This is a genomic window from Pseudomonas sp. SWRI179 (assembly GCF_014268705.1).
In the GTDB taxonomy this organism is placed as follows: domain Bacteria; phylum Pseudomonadota; class Gammaproteobacteria; order Pseudomonadales; family Pseudomonadaceae; genus Aquipseudomonas; species Aquipseudomonas zanjanensis.
The window spans coordinates 40,339-55,617 of the sequence record NZ_JABWRA010000014.1 but is presented as its reverse complement, the minus strand read 5'-3'; the positions used below and the strand labels follow the sequence as shown (position 1 = coordinate 55,617).

17 protein-coding genes are annotated in these 15,279 nt (G+C 64.0%); 16 read left to right on the top strand and 1 reads right to left on the bottom strand.

Annotated features, from left to right (window positions below; all coding sequences use genetic code 11):
• The first annotated feature begins 81 nt into the window (after positions 1–81).
• The gene (trxC, locus tag HU767_RS10455; RefSeq protein WP_186729478.1) at positions 82–504 is read left to right on the top strand and encodes a thioredoxin TrxC; all 423 of its coding nucleotides are present in this window, start codon (positions 82–84) and stop codon (positions 502–504) included.
• 151 nt (positions 505–655) lie between these two features.
• Here the strand turns inward: trxC and HU767_RS10450 are convergent, their stop codons facing one another.
• Positions 656–1,426, bottom strand: coding sequence for a ParA family protein (locus HU767_RS10450; RefSeq protein WP_186706040.1), 771 nt, complete (start codon positions 1,424–1,426; stop codon positions 656–658).
• A gap of 360 nt (positions 1,427–1,786) precedes the next feature.
• On the opposite strand from HU767_RS10450, the gene HU767_RS10445 reads away from it, so the two are divergent.
• The 15 genes from HU767_RS10445 to HU767_RS10375 all read left to right on the top strand — a co-directional run bounded on the left by HU767_RS10445 (position 1,787) and on the right by HU767_RS10375 (position 15,169).
• Positions 1,787–2,506: a beta-ketoacyl synthase chain length factor gene (locus HU767_RS10445; protein ID WP_186729477.1), complete on the top strand. Its 720-nt coding sequence runs from the start codon at positions 1,787–1,789 to the stop codon at positions 2,504–2,506.
• The gene (locus tag HU767_RS10440) at positions 2,482–3,291 is read left to right on the top strand and encodes a lysophospholipid acyltransferase family protein (RefSeq protein ID WP_186729476.1); all 810 of its coding nucleotides are present in this window, start codon (positions 2,482–2,484) and stop codon (positions 3,289–3,291) included. The genes HU767_RS10445 and HU767_RS10440 overlap by 25 nt, the downstream gene beginning before the upstream one ends.
• Entirely contained in the window at positions 3,272–3,529 is a 258-nt protein-coding gene (locus HU767_RS10435) for a phosphopantetheine-binding protein (RefSeq protein ID WP_186706043.1), read from the top strand. The genes HU767_RS10440 and HU767_RS10435 overlap by 20 nt, the downstream gene beginning before the upstream one ends.
• Positions 3,530–3,537: 8 nt before the next feature.
• Entirely contained in the window at positions 3,538–3,792 is a 255-nt protein-coding gene (locus HU767_RS10430) for an acyl carrier protein (protein ID WP_186706044.1), read from the top strand.
• A complete protein-coding gene (locus HU767_RS10425) occupies positions 3,789–4,334 on the top strand; it encodes a hypothetical protein (protein ID WP_186729475.1) in 546 nt (181 codons plus the stop codon). The genes HU767_RS10430 and HU767_RS10425 overlap by 4 nt, the downstream gene beginning before the upstream one ends.
• On the top strand, positions 4,331–6,010 hold the full coding sequence (locus HU767_RS10420; RefSeq protein ID WP_186729474.1) for an AMP-binding protein: 1,680 nt from the start codon (positions 4,331–4,333) through the stop codon (positions 6,008–6,010). Before HU767_RS10425 ends, HU767_RS10420 begins: the two co-directional genes overlap by 4 nt.
• Before the next feature lie 140 nt (positions 6,011–6,150).
• On the top strand, positions 6,151–6,885 hold the full coding sequence (locus HU767_RS10415) for a glycosyltransferase family 2 protein (RefSeq protein ID WP_186706047.1): 735 nt from the start codon (positions 6,151–6,153) through the stop codon (positions 6,883–6,885).
• The gene (locus HU767_RS10410) at positions 6,882–7,826 is read left to right on the top strand and encodes a glycosyl transferase (RefSeq protein WP_186729473.1); all 945 of its coding nucleotides are present in this window, start codon (positions 6,882–6,884) and stop codon (positions 7,824–7,826) included. The genes HU767_RS10415 and HU767_RS10410 overlap by 4 nt, the downstream gene beginning before the upstream one ends.
• The gene (locus HU767_RS10405; RefSeq protein WP_186729472.1) at positions 7,807–9,351 is read left to right on the top strand and encodes an aromatic amino acid ammonia-lyase; all 1,545 of its coding nucleotides are present in this window, start codon (positions 7,807–7,809) and stop codon (positions 9,349–9,351) included. Before HU767_RS10410 ends, HU767_RS10405 begins: the two co-directional genes overlap by 20 nt.
• A complete protein-coding gene (locus HU767_RS10400) occupies positions 9,344–9,769 on the top strand; it encodes an acyl-CoA thioesterase (protein ID WP_186706050.1) in 426 nt (141 codons plus the stop codon). The genes HU767_RS10405 and HU767_RS10400 overlap by 8 nt, the downstream gene beginning before the upstream one ends.
• Positions 9,766–10,359 carry an outer membrane lipoprotein carrier protein LolA gene (locus tag HU767_RS10395; RefSeq protein WP_186706051.1) on the top strand — a complete coding sequence of 198 codons (594 nt, stop codon included), beginning with the start codon at positions 9,766–9,768 and terminating at the stop codon, positions 10,357–10,359. The genes HU767_RS10400 and HU767_RS10395 overlap by 4 nt, the downstream gene beginning before the upstream one ends.
• Positions 10,343–12,682: a hypothetical protein gene (locus HU767_RS10390; RefSeq protein ID WP_186729471.1), complete on the top strand. Its 2,340-nt coding sequence runs from the start codon at positions 10,343–10,345 to the stop codon at positions 12,680–12,682. Before HU767_RS10395 ends, HU767_RS10390 begins: the two co-directional genes overlap by 17 nt.
• A gap of 23 nt (positions 12,683–12,705) precedes the next feature.
• Positions 12,706–13,965, top strand: a complete 1,260-nt coding sequence (locus HU767_RS10385; RefSeq protein ID WP_186729470.1) for an NAD(P)/FAD-dependent oxidoreductase — start codon at positions 12,706–12,708, stop codon at positions 13,963–13,965.
• Positions 13,962–14,690: a class I SAM-dependent methyltransferase gene (locus tag HU767_RS10380; protein WP_186706054.1), complete on the top strand. Its 729-nt coding sequence runs from the start codon at positions 13,962–13,964 to the stop codon at positions 14,688–14,690. The genes HU767_RS10385 and HU767_RS10380 overlap by 4 nt, the downstream gene beginning before the upstream one ends.
• Complete coding sequence (locus HU767_RS10375) at positions 14,687–15,169, top strand: DUF3261 domain-containing protein (RefSeq protein ID WP_053117722.1); 483 nt, start codon at positions 14,687–14,689, stop codon at positions 15,167–15,169. The genes HU767_RS10380 and HU767_RS10375 overlap by 4 nt, the downstream gene beginning before the upstream one ends.
• The last annotated feature ends 110 nt before the right edge of the window (positions 15,170–15,279 follow it).

The following is a 15,279-nucleotide window of genomic DNA, read 5'->3' as shown; positions in this document are numbered from 1 at the left end:
GCAAGCCCGCTCCCACAGGTTTTTGCAGTGGTTTCTATATAGTGTTCAATCTGTGCCAATGATTTTCTGGAGACTGACCTGATGCTGATCCCCTGCCCCCATTGCAACGGGCTCAATCGCATACCCGCCGAACGCCTGGGCGACCAGCCCAAGTGCGGGCGCTGCAAGGCCCAGGTGTTATTGAGCAAGCCGTTCGAACTCAAGCAAGGCGACTATGCCAGCCAGATCAAAGGCGACCTGCCGTTGCTGGTGGATGTGTGGGCCGATTGGTGTGGGCCATGCAAATCCTTTGCGCCCGTGTTCGAACAGGCCGCCGCGCAACTGGCGGGCAAATGCCGGCTGGCCAAGCTCGACAGCGAGGCCAACCAGCAGTTGTCGGCACAGTTGGGGATCCGCTCGATTCCCAGCCTGATTCTGTTCAAGGATGGCCGGGAGGTGGCGCGCCAGAGTGGGGCGTTTCCCTTGCCTCAATTGATGAGCTGGTTGCGCAGCCAGGGGATTTGAAGCCATGAGATAAATGTGTGCGAGCTTTGTGGGAGCAAAGCTTGCTCGCGATCCAGGCGCTGCGGTCCTCAAGAGACCGCGGCGTTTTCATCGCGGCAAGCCTTGCTCCCACAAAGCCCGCTCCCACATCTTGGTTTTGCACAGGTCAGATTCAGGCGCTTTCCAGCAGGCTATGCAACTCCATGAACTGTTGGGTCAGTTTGTGTCGCGGGTCGAGGTGGATCAGCGGCAGGCTAGCCTGGTGGGATTCGCGCATGCGCACCGAGCTGCTCAGGTACACCGGCAACACCGGCAGGCCTTCGGCGATCAGTTCGTCGAGAATCTGCTGGGGCAGGCTGGCGCGGGCCTGGAACTGGTTGACCACGATACCTTCGACTTCCAGGCCTTCGTTATGGTCGTCCTTGAGCTCTTCGATTTCCGCCAGCAGGCCGTACAGGGCCTGACGGGAAAAACTGTCGCAGTCAAAAGGTATCAATACCCGATCAGCGGCGATCAGCGCCGAAACCGCATAGAAATTCAAGGCTGGCGGGGTGTCCAGGTAAATCCGGTCGTAATCCTCCTCCAGCTCTTCGAGCAATTTGCGCAGCTTGTTGATCTTGTGCTTGGCCTCGAGCTTGGGCTGCAGGTCCGTCAGCTCCGCCGTGGCGGTGATGACATGCAGGTTGTCGAAGGGTGTTTCGTAGATATCCACCTTGTTCTTTTTCGAGAACGGCCCGGACGACAGGGTCTGCTTGAAGAAATCGGCAATGCCCATGGGGATGTCATCGCCGGTCAGGCCAGTCAGGTATTGAGTGGAGTTGGCCTGGGCATCCAGGTCTATCAATAGCGTGCGATAGCCTTCGCTGGCGCTGACCGCCGCCAGATTGCAGGCGATGCTGGACTTGCCCACGCCACCTTTCTGATTGAACACCACACGCCGCATGTCAAAACCTCCGTGTATCAAAGATTCCCGAGTGTAGTAGGGCGCGACACCGCTTAGCTACCTTCTGCGTAGAAGGACTACAGCGACGGTGGCTTTTCCAACGATTCAGGCGTCAATTAAGTCCAGTCAATGACAGGAACAACCGACAGACAAACTTGCGATGATCGCGACAATGGTCTTGCCTGGCACTGAGCGGACCAACCCGTACGTTTTTGCTGGACAAAATGTAACCAGTATTTGCTACAAGCCAACCGCACCGGGATAATGCGCGCCACTTGGGTCGCAAGGCCATGCAGGGTTGGACGCGGGTCAAACCACTGAACCGTGACAATAAAAGCCCGCAGGGGTGGGGTGAAGTTTGTGATCAATTTCAATATCGCCCAATGGCGCGCATGGGCCCCTGGGCTCGAAAGCGTGGATGATTGGCAGGCATGGAGCCGACAGCCGGTCGTATTGCCAGCCAGCGATGCCGCCCCTGACGTCTCGTTCCTGCCCGCCATGCAACGCCGGCGCCTCAGTCGCCTGGCGCGGATGGCCTTCAGCGTCGGCTGGCCACTGGCCGAGGGCCGTCCGGCCCTACCGTTGGTCTTTATTTCCCGTCACGGTGAAACCCCGCGCACTTTCGAGATTCTGAAGGACCTGGCGGCCGACCTGCCCTTGTCGCCGACCCAATTCAGCCTGTCGGTCCATAACGCGGTGATCGGCCTGTGGTCGATCATGCGCGGCGAAACCAGCGAAATGACCGCCCTGGCCGCCACGGGCGATGGGTTGGAGCACGGCGTGCTGGAGGCCGCAGCGCTGTTGAACGAAGGCTCGCCGGCGGTGTTGCTGGTGATTACCGAAGAACAACCGCCGCAGGTCTACGCGCCGTGGGTCAATGACGTGCCTTTTCCCTATGCCGTGGGCCTGCTGCTGACCCCGGGCGACGATTGGCAACTGGACCTGTCCGCACAGGCCGACCACTCGCCTGGCAGCGACTGGCCCCATGCCCTGGATCTGTTGCGTACCCTGCTGAACAACGAAACCACCTGCCAACATGCCTGGAAGAATCGTGTATGGACCTGGCAACGCAACCGGTGACCGGCAAACATCGCGACGCCTATTACTGGCGCCTGGTCGCGACCGCCGCCAGCTTCGCCCTGTTCGGGCTGGGCGGGCTGTGCCTGCGTTTGCTGGTGTTCCCGTTGCTGGCCTGGTTGCCCGGGGATGCCAAGGCCCACCGACAAAGGGCTCGTCGCACCGTCGGGCGGTTGTTCTGGTTCTTTATCCGATTCATGGCCCGCACCGGGGTGCTCACCTACCAGATCGATGGTGCCGAACGGCTCGGGCGTCCCGGACAGATGATCATTGCCAATCACCCGTCGCTGATCGACGTGGTGTTCCTGATCGGGCTGGTGCGCGACGCCAACTGCGTGGTCAAGCAAAGCCTGTGGGAGAATCCTTTCACCCGTGGTCCATTGCGTTCTACCCAATACATCAGCAACGACGGCAGCATGGACATGCTCGATGCCGCCAGCGACGCCTTGCAAAATGGCCAGACGCTGATCGTCTTTCCCGAAGGAACGCGCACTCAGCCAGGCCAGGTGCCGGCCTTTCATCGGGGGGCCGCGGCCATTGCCCTGCGGGGTGCGAAAATCCTCACGCCCGTCACGATCAAGGTCAACCCCACGACCCTGACCAAGGCCGAACCTTGGTATCGCATCCCTCGGTGTCGCGTGCACTTCAGTTTTCACGTCGGGGCCGATATAGACCCACAGGCGTTCGCCGCGCTCGGCCCGCCACCCCAGGCTTCGCGCAGGCTCAACGATTTCTTGCATCACTATTACATCAAGGAGCTCGCCGAAGATGAGCGATCTGCACCGTGACATCAAACAGCTGATCATCGAAGCCCTTGGCCTGGAAGACATCGGCATCGACGACATCGGCGACCATCAGACCCTGTTCGGCGAAGGCCTGGGCCTGGACTCGGTGGATGCCCTGGAGCTTGGCCTGGCGATCCAGAAAAAATATGGCATCAAGATCGACGCCGACGCCAAGGACACCCGTAACCATTTCAGCAATGTGGCAAGCCTTGCGGCCTTCGTCACTGCAAAAAGCGCCTGAGACCGACCATGCAAACTCGTGACGACATTTTCAACACCCTGCGTGATGCCCTGGTCGAACTCTTCGAACTGGACCCAGCACGCGTGACGCTGGAATCGAACCTGTACCAGGACCTGGAAATCGACAGCATCGATGCGGTCGACCTGATCGATCACATCAAGCGCCAGACCGGCAAGAAAATCGCGGCCGAAGAATTCAAGTCGGTGCGCACCGTCAATGACGTGGTCGAGGCGGTCTATCGACTGGTCCAACCGGCCGCATGACCCGGCTGATTGGCCTCGGCCTGCTACTGGCAGGCCTGCTGTACCCCTTTGCGGTGTATTTCGGCATGGAGCATTTCGCCCCGTGGCAGTTCGGGCTGCTGCTGGGGAGCCTGTGGCTGGCCCGGGCGTTGCTTGGCAAGGGCGGCGCCGGCAGCCGTTGGATGGCTGTCACGGCGATCGGTTTTTGTGTGTTGCTCGCGCTGTTCGACAGCCCGCTCCTGCTGCGCTGGTACCCGGTGCTGATCAGCGGGTTCATGCTCGGGCTGTTCGCCCTGAGCCTGAAATACGGCCCGCCGATGATTGAACGCCTGGCCCGCCTGCGCGAACCGCAGCTGCCGGCCAAGGCCGTGGTGTATACCCGCCAGGTCACGGTGGCCTGGTGTGTGTTTTTCCTGTGTAACGGTTTGCTCGCCGCCGCCCTGACCCTTTGGGCGCCGCTGAGCTGGTGGATGTTGTACACCGGCCTGATTTCCTACGGATTGATGGGGCTGCTGTTTGCCATTGAATGGCTCATACGACAACGGGTAAGAGGCCGCCCATGAATTGGATAACACTTGAGCAGATGTTGCTCAGGGCTCAGCCGGAACGCACCGTTACGGTCGCTCCGGCGCTGGATCATTCGCAACTGCGGGAGGCGGCGTTGTGCCTGGCGGCCGGCCTGCAAGCCAGGGGCGCGCGGCATGTGGCGGTGCACCTGGACGATGCCGCCGACCTGGCCATCGCCCTGCTCGGCGCTTGGCGTGCCGGGGTGCGGGTCCTGCTGCCCGCCGACCTGCAAGCGCAGACACGTCAGCGCTGGGCGGCGGACGTGGACCTGTGGCTGACCGACCAGCCCGGCGACACCCATCCCGGCGACGTGCGACACGCACCGATGGATGGCGCCGAACTGAACCTCGATCACTGTTGGCTGAGCCTGTGCACCTCCGGCTCCAGCGGCGAGCCCAAGCGCATCGAGAAAACCCTGCGGCAGTTGAGTAACGAAGTCCAGGCCCTGGAACAGCTGTGGGGCGCCGACCTCGGCCCGGCCTGCATGATCGGCAGCGTGGCCGCCCAGCACATCTACGGGCTGCTGTTCCGGGTGCTGTGGCCGCTGTGCGCCGGGCGTCCATTCATGCGTCGGCAACTGGCGTTTCCCGAGGACCTGCAACGGGCCAGCCGCGAACAACCGGCGTTCGCCTGGGTCGCCAGCCCGGCATTGCTCAAGCGCATGGGCGACAACCTCGATTGGCCGGCCCTGAGCAGCGTGCGCCGAGTGTTTTCCTCTGGCGGCGCCTTGCCCTCCGAGGCTGCACAAAGCTTGCAGCGACGCCTGGGACAATGGCCGACGGAAATTTTCGGCAGCTCGGAAACCGGCGGCATCGCCTGGCGCCAGGGCGGCGGATTGTGGCAACCCTTTGCCGGCGTTGAGTTGAGCCAGGACAGCGACGGCGCCTTGCTGATCGCTTCGCCCTATCTGCCGGCCGGGCATGTGGAACATACCGCTGACGCAGCGCGGATCGCCGACGACGGGCGCTTCGAGCTGCTCGGGCGACTGGACCGTATCGTCAAGCTTGAAGAAAAACGCATTTCCCTGCCGATGCTGGAACAAGCACTGGTGGCCCACGACTGGGTCAGCGAAGCGCGATTGGGCGTGGTGCAGGAGAATCGTGCCTCCCTTGGCGCGCTGGTGGCGCTGAGTGATGCCGGCCTGCATGCCTTGCGCAACCAGGGCAGACGCGCCGTTACCGAGGGCCTGCGCCGGCACCTGAGCGCCCACTGCGAAACCCTCGCCCTGCCACGGCGCTGGCGCTGGCTGCGGCAGTTGCCGCTCAACGCCCAGGGCAAGTTGCCCCAGGCCGAGGTCGAGGCGCTGCTGCTGGCGCCACGTCCAAAAGGCCCCGAAGTCCTGGAGCGAGTCGAAACCGATGGGGAGTGGAGCCTGCAATTGATCGTGCCGCCAGACCTGGCGTACTTCAGCGGTCATTTTCCCACCGCGCCGGTGTTGCCGGGCGTGGTGCAGGTCGACTGGGCCCTGAGCCTCGGCCGACAACTGCTGGACCTGCCGCCCCGATTTGTCGGCATGGAAGTGCTGAAATTCCAGCAACTGGTGCGCCCCGGCGATGAAATCCAGCTGCACCTGCGTTTCGACCGCGAGCGCGGCAAGCTGTACTTTGCCTTCCGCAATGACACGGCGGCGTGCTCCAGTGGGCGGATTGTGTTGGGGGGCAACAATGCTTAGGCATCTGCACAAATCACTGTGGCGAGGGAGCTTGCTCCCGCTGGGCTGCGAAGCAGCCCCTGGTTTTGCAAGAGCGAGCGCTTCGCACTCGAGCGGGAGCAAGCTCCCTCGCCACAATGGATTTGTGAAGGGCAGAAAACATGCATAACCCCTGCGCCGTCATCCCGGTCTACAACCACGAAACCGCCATCTCGGCGGTGGTCCTGGCGTTGCTCGCCAACGGCCTGCCCTGTGTGCTGGTGGATGACGCCAGCAGCCCGGCGTGTGCCGCGGTGCTGGAACGGCTGGCCGAAGGCGAGCAGGTGCATCTGCTCAGGCTGGCCGTCAACCAGGGCAAGGGCGGTGCAGTGATGGCCGGCCTGCGCGAAGCCTCGCGCCTGGGTTTCAGCCATGCTCTGCAGGTGGACGCCGACGGACAGCACGATCTTGGCGACGTGAAAACGTTCATCGAGCAATCCCGGGCCCACCCGGACGCGGTGATCTGTGGGTATCCGCACTACGACGCCAGCGTGCCGAAAGGCCGCCTGTATGCGCGCTACCTGACCCACGTCATGGTCTGGATCAACAGCCTGTCCCTGAAAATCCGCGACTCGATGTGCGGTTTTCGGGTCTATCCCTTGGCACCGACCCTGGCCGTGATCGACTCGGCCAACATCGGCAAGCGCATGGATTTCGACTCGGACATCCTCGTGCGCCTGGCCTGGCGCAATCAGCCGATGCACTGGCTGCACACCCGGGTCCATTACCCCCAGGATGGGGTTTCGCACTTTCGCCTGTTCCACGACAACGTGCTGATTTCCAGCATGCACACCCGGTTGTTCTTCGGCATGCTGGTGCGCTTTCCCCTGATACTCTGGCGACGGTGGCGGGCATGAGTCTTCAGGCAGACAAACAGCATTGGGCCGACCGCCAGGAGCGCGGCAGTTACTGGCTGATGAAACTCACCGCCCTCGCCGCCAAGGTGCTCGGCCGGCGCTTGCTGACGCCGGTGCTATACGGCATCGTCCTGTACTTCTTCATTTTCGGTCGTAGCGCCCGGCAGGCGGCCTGGCAATACCAGCAACGCCTGGCCGACTGGAGCGCACGTCCCGAATTGCGCCCGACCCGCTGGCGGGTGTTCGGGCAGTTCATGGCCTTTGCCGATTCCCTGCTCGATAAACTCGACGTCTGGAACGGCAAGCTGAGCATCGACCAGATCGAAATCGTCGACCCGGCGCTGTTGCGCAATCACCTGCGCGATGCCCGCGGACAAATGCTGGTGGGCGCGCACCTGGGCAACCTGGAGATGTGCCGGGCCCTGGCCGAGCTGGGCGAGAAAGTCACCATGAACGTGCTGGTGCACACCAAGCACGCCGAGCAGTTCAACCGCTTGCTGGGCGAAGCCGGCGCCACGCACCTGCGGCTGATCCAGGTCAGCGAACTGGACCCGGTGATCATGTTGCAGCTGAGCGAACGCCTGGAGCGCGGCGAATGGCTGGCGATTGCCGGCGACCGCGTGCCGCTGCACGGCGGGCGCAGCGTGACCGTGGAATTCATGGGTCACCCGGCGGCATTTCCGCAAGGCCCGTGGTTGCTGGCCGGCCTGCTCAAATGCCCGGTCAACCTGCTGATGTGCCTCAAGCACGAGGGGCGCTATCGCGTCACCCTCGAACCCTTCGCCGATGCCGTGACGTGGAAGCGCAACGAGCGTGAGCAAGTGATCGCCCACTGGGCCGCCCGCTACGCCGAACGCCTGGCGCAGTACTGCCTCCAGGGCCCGCAACAGTGGTTCAACTTTTACCCTTTCTGGAAGACCGATGACGATGCCCACTCTTGAGCCGGTAACCTTCGGCGAACGCCCCTTGCGCATTGAAGACGTGCTGGCCCTGGCCAACCGCCAGGCACCGACGCAGTTGCAGGATGACCCGGCGTTCCGCCTGCGCATCGCCAAGGGTGCGCAATTCCTCGATTCCCTGCTGGACAAGGAAGGCGTGATCTACGGCGTGACCACCGGTTACGGCGACTCTTGCGTGGTGGCCGTGCCGCTGCACCACGTCGAGGCCCTGCCCCGTCACCTGTACACGTTCCACGGCTGCGGCTTGGGCAAGCTGCTCGACGCCCAGGCAACTCGCGCCGTGCTCGCGGCGCGTTTGCAGTCGCTGTGCCACGGCGTGTCGGGGGTGCGGGTGGAACTGCTGGAACGCCTCCAGGCCTTTCTCGAACACGACATCCTGCCGCTGATTCCGGAAGAAGGTTCGGTGGGCGCCAGCGGCGATTTGACGCCGCTGTCCTACGTCGCCGCCACGCTTTCCGGCGAACGGGAGGTCATGTTCCGTGGCGAGCGCCGCCTGGCCGCCGACGTGCACCGTGAACTGGGCTGGACGCCGCTGGTGCTGCGGCCCAAGGAAGCCCTGGCGCTGATGAACGGCACCGCGGTGATGACCGGCCTGGCCTGCCTGGCCTTCGCCCGCGCCGACTACCTGCTGCAATTGGCGACCCGCATCACCGCGCTGAACGTGGTCGCCCTGCAAGGTAACCCGGAACACTTCGACGAACGCCTGTTCGCCGCCAAACCACATCCGGGGCAGATGCAAGTCGCCGCGTGGCTGCGCAAGGACCTGGCAATCGACGCGCCGACCGCGCCACTGCATCGCCTGCAAGATCGCTATTCCCTGCGCTGCGCCCCCCATGTGCTCGGGGTATTGGCCGACAGCCTGGGCTGGCTGCGCGGGTTCATCGAAACCGAACTCAACAGCGCCAACGACAACCCGATCATCGACGCCGAAGCCGAGCGCGTGCTCCATGGCGGGCATTTCTACGGCGGGCATATCGCCTTCGCCATGGACAGCCTGAAGAACCTGGTGGCCAACGTCGCCGACCTGCTGGACCGGCAACTCGCGCTGCTGGTGGACGAGCGCTACAACCATGGCCTGCCGAGCAACCTTTCCGGCGCCAGTGCCGAGCGAGCGATGCTCAACCACGGCTTCAAGGCCGTGCAGATCGGCACCAGCGCCTGGACCGCAGAAGCCCTGAAAAACACGATGCCGGCCAGCGTGTTCTCGCGCTCCACCGAGTGCCACAACCAGGACAAGGTGAGCATGGGCACCATCGCCGCCCGGGATGCGATCCGCGTGCTGGAACTGACCGAACAAGTGGCCGCCGCCACCTTGCTCGCCGCCAACCAGGGCGTCTGGCTGCGCAGCCGTGCCGAAGACGCACGTCCACTGCCACCGGCCCTGGCCGCCATGCACCAGCAACTGGCCGAGGATTTCCCGCCGGTCATCGAAGACCGCGCCCTGGAAGGCGAACTGCGCCTGTGCCTGCAACGCATCGCCGAGCAACACTGGAGGCTGCATGCGTAGCCAAGGTGTTTTGCACGTCGACACGCAGATCGTGGTGCCATTTTTCGACGTCGATTCAATGAACGTGGTCTGGCACGGCCATTACGTCAAATACCTGGAAGTGGCCCGCTGTGCCCTGCTCGACCTGATCGGCCACAACTACAACGACATGCTCGAATCGGGCCATGCGTGGCCGGTGATCGACCTGCAGTTGCGCTACGTACGCGGTGCCGTGTTCGGCCAGGCCCTGACCGTGCGCGCCAGCCTGGTGGAGTGGGAAAACCGGCTGAAGATCAATTACCTGATCAGTGACGCCGCGACAGGCGAACGCTTCACCCGGGCCAGTTCAGTGCAAGTGGCCGTGGACATGGCCACTCGCGAGATGCTGCTGGCCTCGCCACGGGTCTTTGTCGAAGCCGTCGAGAGGAAACTGTCATGAAGCGCCTGTTCATCTGGCTGCTGCTGTGCAGCCTGTCGCCGCTGGCCCAAGCGTTCGATCTACAACAATTAAGTGACCAGCTGGCCCGCCCGGAGGTGATCCACGGCCAGTTCATCCAGGAAAAACACCTGCGCGCCCTGCCCCAACCCCTCACCAGCAAGGGCCGCTTCGTGCTGGCGAAAAACCACGGGCTGCTGTGGTTGCTGCAAACCCCGCTGCAACAGGACTACCGCATCACCGCCCAGGGCATCGCCCGGCGGGACGGCAATGCCTGGCAAATGCTGCCGAACAAGAGTGCCGGCGCCGAGCAGAACCGGCTGTTCCTGGCGGTATTGCAGGGCGACAGCAGTGGCCTGCAACGGGATTTCGAGCTGAGCCTGTCGGGCGAGCCGCAGCAGTGGAAGCTCACCTTGACCCCGCGCTCGGTGCTGCTCAAGCAAGTCTTCAACCAGATCAACATCGACGGCGGCGAACTGGTCCAGCGCATCGAATTGCTGGAAACCCAGGGCGACAGCACCGTGCTGCGCATGCTGGACGCTACCGCCGCGCAACCTTTGAGCGAAGCGGAGCAACATGATTTTGCCGAGTGAACGGATGCTGCCCCGGCTGTTCCTGATCCTGCTGCTGGCGGTGCTCGCGCTCGCCGGCTGGCAATGGCGCAACGGCGCGCCGCTGTCGGCCAACCTCATGGAGCTGGTGCCGGGCACATCGCCCGACGCCCTGGAGCTGATCGCCGAGCAGCGCATGCAGGAGCCGCTCAACCGCGAGGTGCTGGTGCTGGTCGGCCATACCGATCGCCAGCAAGCCATCGCCCTGGCGCAAACCCTGGGCGAGCAATGGCAGGCCAGCGGCCTGTTCGACAAGGTGCAGTGGACGCTGCAGGCCGACGTGCCGGCGCTGCGCACGCAACTGCTCAACGGCCGGCTGGCGATGCTCTCGGCGGCGGACCGGGAGCAATTGATCGAGCAGCCCCAGGCCTTCATCCAGCAGCGGGTGCAGGCCTTGTTCGATCCGTTCAGCGGTTTCAGCCTGGTGCCGAACCAGGACGATTGGCTGGGCCTGACCGGGCGTATCCAGAACAGCCAGCCACAACGCGGTGCGATCCAATTCGACATCGGCAGCGGTGCATTGGTCGCCGATGCCGACGGTAAAAGCTGGGTGATGCTGCGGGCCCGCGCCCAGGGCAACGCGTTCGACATGAACCTGCCGCTGCAAGTGGCCGAGCTGCTGCAACGCAGCCGCGACCAGGCGAGCCAGGCCCAAGGGCAATTGCTGGCCGCCAGTGGCCTGCTGTACGCCGCCAGCGGCCAGCAACAGGCGTCGCGGGAAATCACCTGGGTTGGCGGTGGTGCAACCATCGGCATCTTGATGCTGCTGTTGCTGGCCTTCCGGCGCCTGCGTGTGTGGCTGGCGTTCGTGCCGGTGCTGGTGGGCATGCTGTTCGGCGCGGTGGCGTGCGTGGCGTTGTTCGGACGCATGCATGTGATGACGTTGGTGCTGGGTTCGAGCCTGATCGGTGTCGCGGTGGATTACCCGCTGCACTACCTGTCCAAGAGCTGGAGCCTCAAGCCGTGGCGCAGCTGGCCGGCCTTGCGCCTGACCCTGCCGGGGCTGAGCCTGAGCCTGGCAACCACCTGCATCGGCTACCTGGCCCTGGCCTGGACGCCGTTCCCGGCCCTGACCCAGATCGCGATATTCTCCGCCGCCGGGCTGGTCGGCGCCTACTTGACCGCGGTCTGCCTGTTGCCGGCGCTGCTCAAAGGCGCAGACCTGCGTCCGGCCCAGTGGCCGCTGCGGCTGTGCGAATGCCTGCTCCAGATCCGCCAAGCGTTATTGGCAAGGGTGCCCACGCCGGTGCTGCTGGTGCTGTTGCTGAGCGTCTGCGCGGGCGGCCTCTGGCACCTGACCACGAAAAACGACATCCGCCAATGGATCGGCACGCCCCAGCACCTCACCGACGAAGCCCGCGACATCGCGCGCATCACCGGCTTTCAGCCCACCAGCCAGTTCTTCCTGATCCGCGCCGATGATCAGCCCCAACTGCTGGAGCGCCAGACCGCCCTCAACGAGCGACTGGACCAGTTGATCGCCCTGGAAAAACTCCAAGGCTACCTGTCACTGAACCAACTGGTAAGCCCGCCCGCCGACCAGCAGAAAGTGCGCCAAGCACTGGCCCGATTGCCGGACTTCTGGCAACCGCTGCTTGACCTGGGCGTGCCGGTCGCCGCACTGCAAGGGGAGCTGGCGCAATTGCAGGCCTTGCCGGTGACAGACATCGATGCCGCGCTGGCCGGTCCCCTGGCCGAGCCGTACCGCACACTCTGGCTCGGCCCCACGACGCAAGGCGTGGCCGCCATGATCAGCCTGCAAGGCTTGAACGATGCCGCGCTGCTACGCGTGCAAGCCTTGGACCTGCCGGGCGTGCAACTGGTGGATCGCCTGGGTGACCTGAACCAGGTCTTCGCCGCCACGCAGGTCAGCGCCGCCGAGTTGAAACTGGCCTCCTGCGTGCTGATTGTGCTGCTGCTGATCTGGCCTTTCGGGGTTAGCGCGGCCTTGCGCATCGTTGCCCTGCCGTTGCTGGCCGCGCTATGCAGCCTGGCGAGCCTCGGCTGGCTGGGACAACCACTGACGTTGTTCAGCCTGTTCGGCCTGTTGCTGGTGACGGCCATCGGCGTCGATTACGCGATCCTGATGCGCGAACAGATCGGCGGTGCCGCCGTGAGCCTGCTGGGCACCCTGCTGGCAGCGGTCACCACCTGGCTGTCGTTCGGCCTGCTGGCATTGTCCAGCACACCCGCGGTGAGTAACTTCGGCCTGGCGGTGAGCCTGGGGCTGGCCTTCAGTTTCATGCTGGCGCCGTGGGTCGGGCGCCAGGAACACCCTATACCTGCTCAAGAAGATCAACGATGACCCCGGATATTCAAGGAATCCCCATGCCTGTCACTGAAACGGAATATCGCCAGGTCGTCATCATCGGTGCCGGCCCCTCCGGTGCCATCGCCGCCGCCCTGCTCAAGCGCAAGGGCCACGATGTGCTGGTCATCGAGCGCCAGCATTTTCCACGGTTCTCCATCGGTGAGAGCCTGTTGTCCCATTGCCTGGATTTCGTTGAAGAAGCCGGCATGCTCGACGCGGTGAATGCCGCCGGCTTCCAGCGCAAGAACGGCGCCGCGTTTGCCTGGGGCGAACGCTACAGCGCCTTCGATTTTGGCGAGACCTTCAGCAACGGCAAGCCCACGACTTTCCAGGTGCAACGCGCCGACTTCGACAAGTTGCTGGCCGACCAGGCTGCCTTGCAAGGCGTGGAAATCCGTTACGGCCAAGCGATCACCAGCGCCGACTTCAGCCTCGCCAAGCCACGCCTGGGCGTGCAGCGCGAAGACGGCAGCGAGTACCTTGTCGAAGCCGACTTCGTGCTCGATGCCAGCGGCTATGGCCGCGTCCTGCCGCGCCTGCTGGACCTCGAGGCGCCGTCGAACTTCCCGGTGCGCCAGGCCGTGTTCACCCACATCGAGGATCGCATCGACGCCCCGGCGTTCGACCGGGAAAAAATCCTCATCACCACCCACCCGAGCAAACGCGACGTGTGGTTCTGGACCATTCCGTTCAGTGGCGGACGCTGCTCGGTGGGCGTGGTCGCGGCGGCGGAACATTTCGCCGGCCGCACCGACGACCTCGATGCGTGCCTGCGCGGTTTCATCGACGAAACCCCGAGCCTGGCCGGCGTACTGCAGAACGCGGTGTGGGATACTCCGGCGCGGACCATCGGCGGCTACTCGGCCAACGTCAAGACGCTGCACGGCCCGGGCTTTGCCCTGTTGGGCAACGCCGCGGAATTCCTCGACCCGGTGTTCTCCTCCGGCGTGACCATTGCCATGCGGTCGGCGAGCATGGCCGCCGACGTGCTCCACCGTCAGCTGCAAGGGGAAAGCGTGGATTGGCAAAGTGAGTTCGCCGAACCGCTCAAGCGCGGCGTCGATACCTTCCGCTGCTACGTCGAAGGCTGGTACGCCGGCACCTTCCAGGACGTGATTTTCTACACTGAAGGCTCTGACGACATCCGCCGCATGATCAGCTCGATCCTGGCCGGCTACGCCTGGGATCAGCGCAACCCGTTCGTCAGTGAACCCAAGCGGCGCCTGCGCATGCTCTCGGAAATCTGCGCGAGCCCGGCGCCGAGTCAGCAACCATGAGCTACCTGAGCGACAACTACGTCGAAGAAACCCGCTTCGGCTTCTGGTTCCTGCGCAGCCACACCTGGCAGCACCATGTGTTGCGCGTGGCGATCAACGACCTGCGCAGCCTGTTCAGCACCGCGCTGCCGACCAACCCGGTACTGCTGGACGCCGGCTGCGGCCAGGGCAAGTCGTTCCAGTACCTGCGCCAGGCGTTCGCACCACAACGCCTGATCGGCGTGGATGCCGACCCTCACAGCCTCGACCTGAGCCGGGAGGAAGCCGCGCGCCAGGGCATGGCCGTGGAGCTGATCGGCAGCGACTGCGCGACCTTGGCAGTGCCCGACGCCAGCGTCGACCTGCTGTTCTGCCACCAGACGTTCCATCATTTGGTCGAACAGGAAAAAGCCCTCGCCGAGTTCTACCGCGTCCTCAAGCCCGGCGGCTATTTGCTGTTCGCCGAATCCACCGAAGCCTACATCGACACCTGGGTGATCCGCTGGCTGTTCCGCCACCCGATGCACGTACAGAAAAGTGCTGCGCAGTACCTGCAGATGATCCGCGATCAAGGGTTCCAGTTCGAAGAACGCAACGTGTCCTACCCGTACCTGTGGTGGAGCCGCGCCAAGGATTTCGGCCTGCTGGAGCGCTTCGGTCTACGCCGGCCCAAGCCCTTTGGCGAACGTGAGGAAACCTTGGTCAACGTGGTGGCGCGCAAGCCTTGCGAAGGGGCTGCAGGATGATCCGTGGCCTGTTGATCGCCTGTGTGTTGCTGCTCAGTGCCTGCGCCAGCCAGGCACCACTGCCCGCCCGCACGCCAACCCTGGCATTGCCGATGCAACTGCACGTCGAGCGGACAATGGCCGGCCAGCGTCAGGACTGGTTGCTGGTGGTCCAGCGCGAAGGCACTGGCATCCGTTGGTCGATGATGGACCCGTTGGGCATTCCCCTGGCCCGCCAGCGCCTAGTCGATGGCCAGTGGCAGGCCGACGGTCTGCTGCCCCCCAATGCCGAGGCCCGGGAGTTGTTCGCCGCCCTGCTGTTCGCCCTGACGCCTGAGGTCGAGCTGCCCGGCAACTACCCGGCGGCGCGACAACAGGCCTCGCAACGGAGCCTCGAGAATCGTTGGCAGGTGCGCTACACACAACCGCTGGATTTTGAAATGAGCCTGCCCCAAGGCCTGCGCTACCGCATCACACCGTTGACCGAGAACGCCCCATGACTCATGCCGATCAGCCAAGTGGCTACCACGGGAAAACACATAAACCGTGGCGAGGGAGCTTGCTCCCGCTGGGTCGGTCCGACGCCTCGGGCGCAGCAGCCCCAAAACAG

Coding starts and splice junctions, on each gene's coding strand:
- trxC (WP_186729478.1), top strand. CDS start 82: ATGCTGATCCCCTGCCCCCATTGCAACGGGCTCAATCGCATACCCGCC.
- HU767_RS10430 (WP_186706044.1), top strand. CDS start 3,538: ATGCAAACTCGTGACGACATTTTCAACACCCTGCGTGATGCCCTGGTC.
- HU767_RS10405 (WP_186729472.1), top strand. CDS start 7,807: ATGACGATGCCCACTCTTGAGCCGGTAACCTTCGGCGAACGCCCCTTG.
- HU767_RS10390 (WP_186729471.1), top strand. CDS start 10,343: ATGATTTTGCCGAGTGAACGGATGCTGCCCCGGCTGTTCCTGATCCTG.
- HU767_RS10395 (WP_186706051.1), top strand. CDS start 9,766: ATGAAGCGCCTGTTCATCTGGCTGCTGCTGTGCAGCCTGTCGCCGCTG.
- HU767_RS10435 (WP_186706043.1), top strand. CDS start 3,272: ATGAGCGATCTGCACCGTGACATCAAACAGCTGATCATCGAAGCCCTT.
- HU767_RS10385 (WP_186729470.1), top strand. CDS start 12,706: ATGCCTGTCACTGAAACGGAATATCGCCAGGTCGTCATCATCGGTGCC.
- HU767_RS10415 (WP_186706047.1), top strand. CDS start 6,151: ATGCATAACCCCTGCGCCGTCATCCCGGTCTACAACCACGAAACCGCC.
- HU767_RS10440 (WP_186729476.1), top strand. CDS start 2,482: ATGGACCTGGCAACGCAACCGGTGACCGGCAAACATCGCGACGCCTAT.
- HU767_RS10425 (WP_186729475.1), top strand. CDS start 3,789: ATGACCCGGCTGATTGGCCTCGGCCTGCTACTGGCAGGCCTGCTGTAC.
- HU767_RS10450 (WP_186706040.1), bottom strand. CDS start 1,426: ATGCGGCGTGTGGTGTTCAATCAGAAAGGTGGCGTGGGCAAGTCCAGC.
- HU767_RS10380 (WP_186706054.1), top strand. CDS start 13,962: ATGAGCTACCTGAGCGACAACTACGTCGAAGAAACCCGCTTCGGCTTC.
- HU767_RS10410 (WP_186729473.1), top strand. CDS start 6,882: ATGAGTCTTCAGGCAGACAAACAGCATTGGGCCGACCGCCAGGAGCGC.
- HU767_RS10400 (WP_186706050.1), top strand. CDS start 9,344: ATGCGTAGCCAAGGTGTTTTGCACGTCGACACGCAGATCGTGGTGCCA.
- HU767_RS10375 (WP_053117722.1), top strand. CDS start 14,687: ATGATCCGTGGCCTGTTGATCGCCTGTGTGTTGCTGCTCAGTGCCTGC.
- HU767_RS10420 (WP_186729474.1), top strand. CDS start 4,331: ATGAATTGGATAACACTTGAGCAGATGTTGCTCAGGGCTCAGCCGGAA.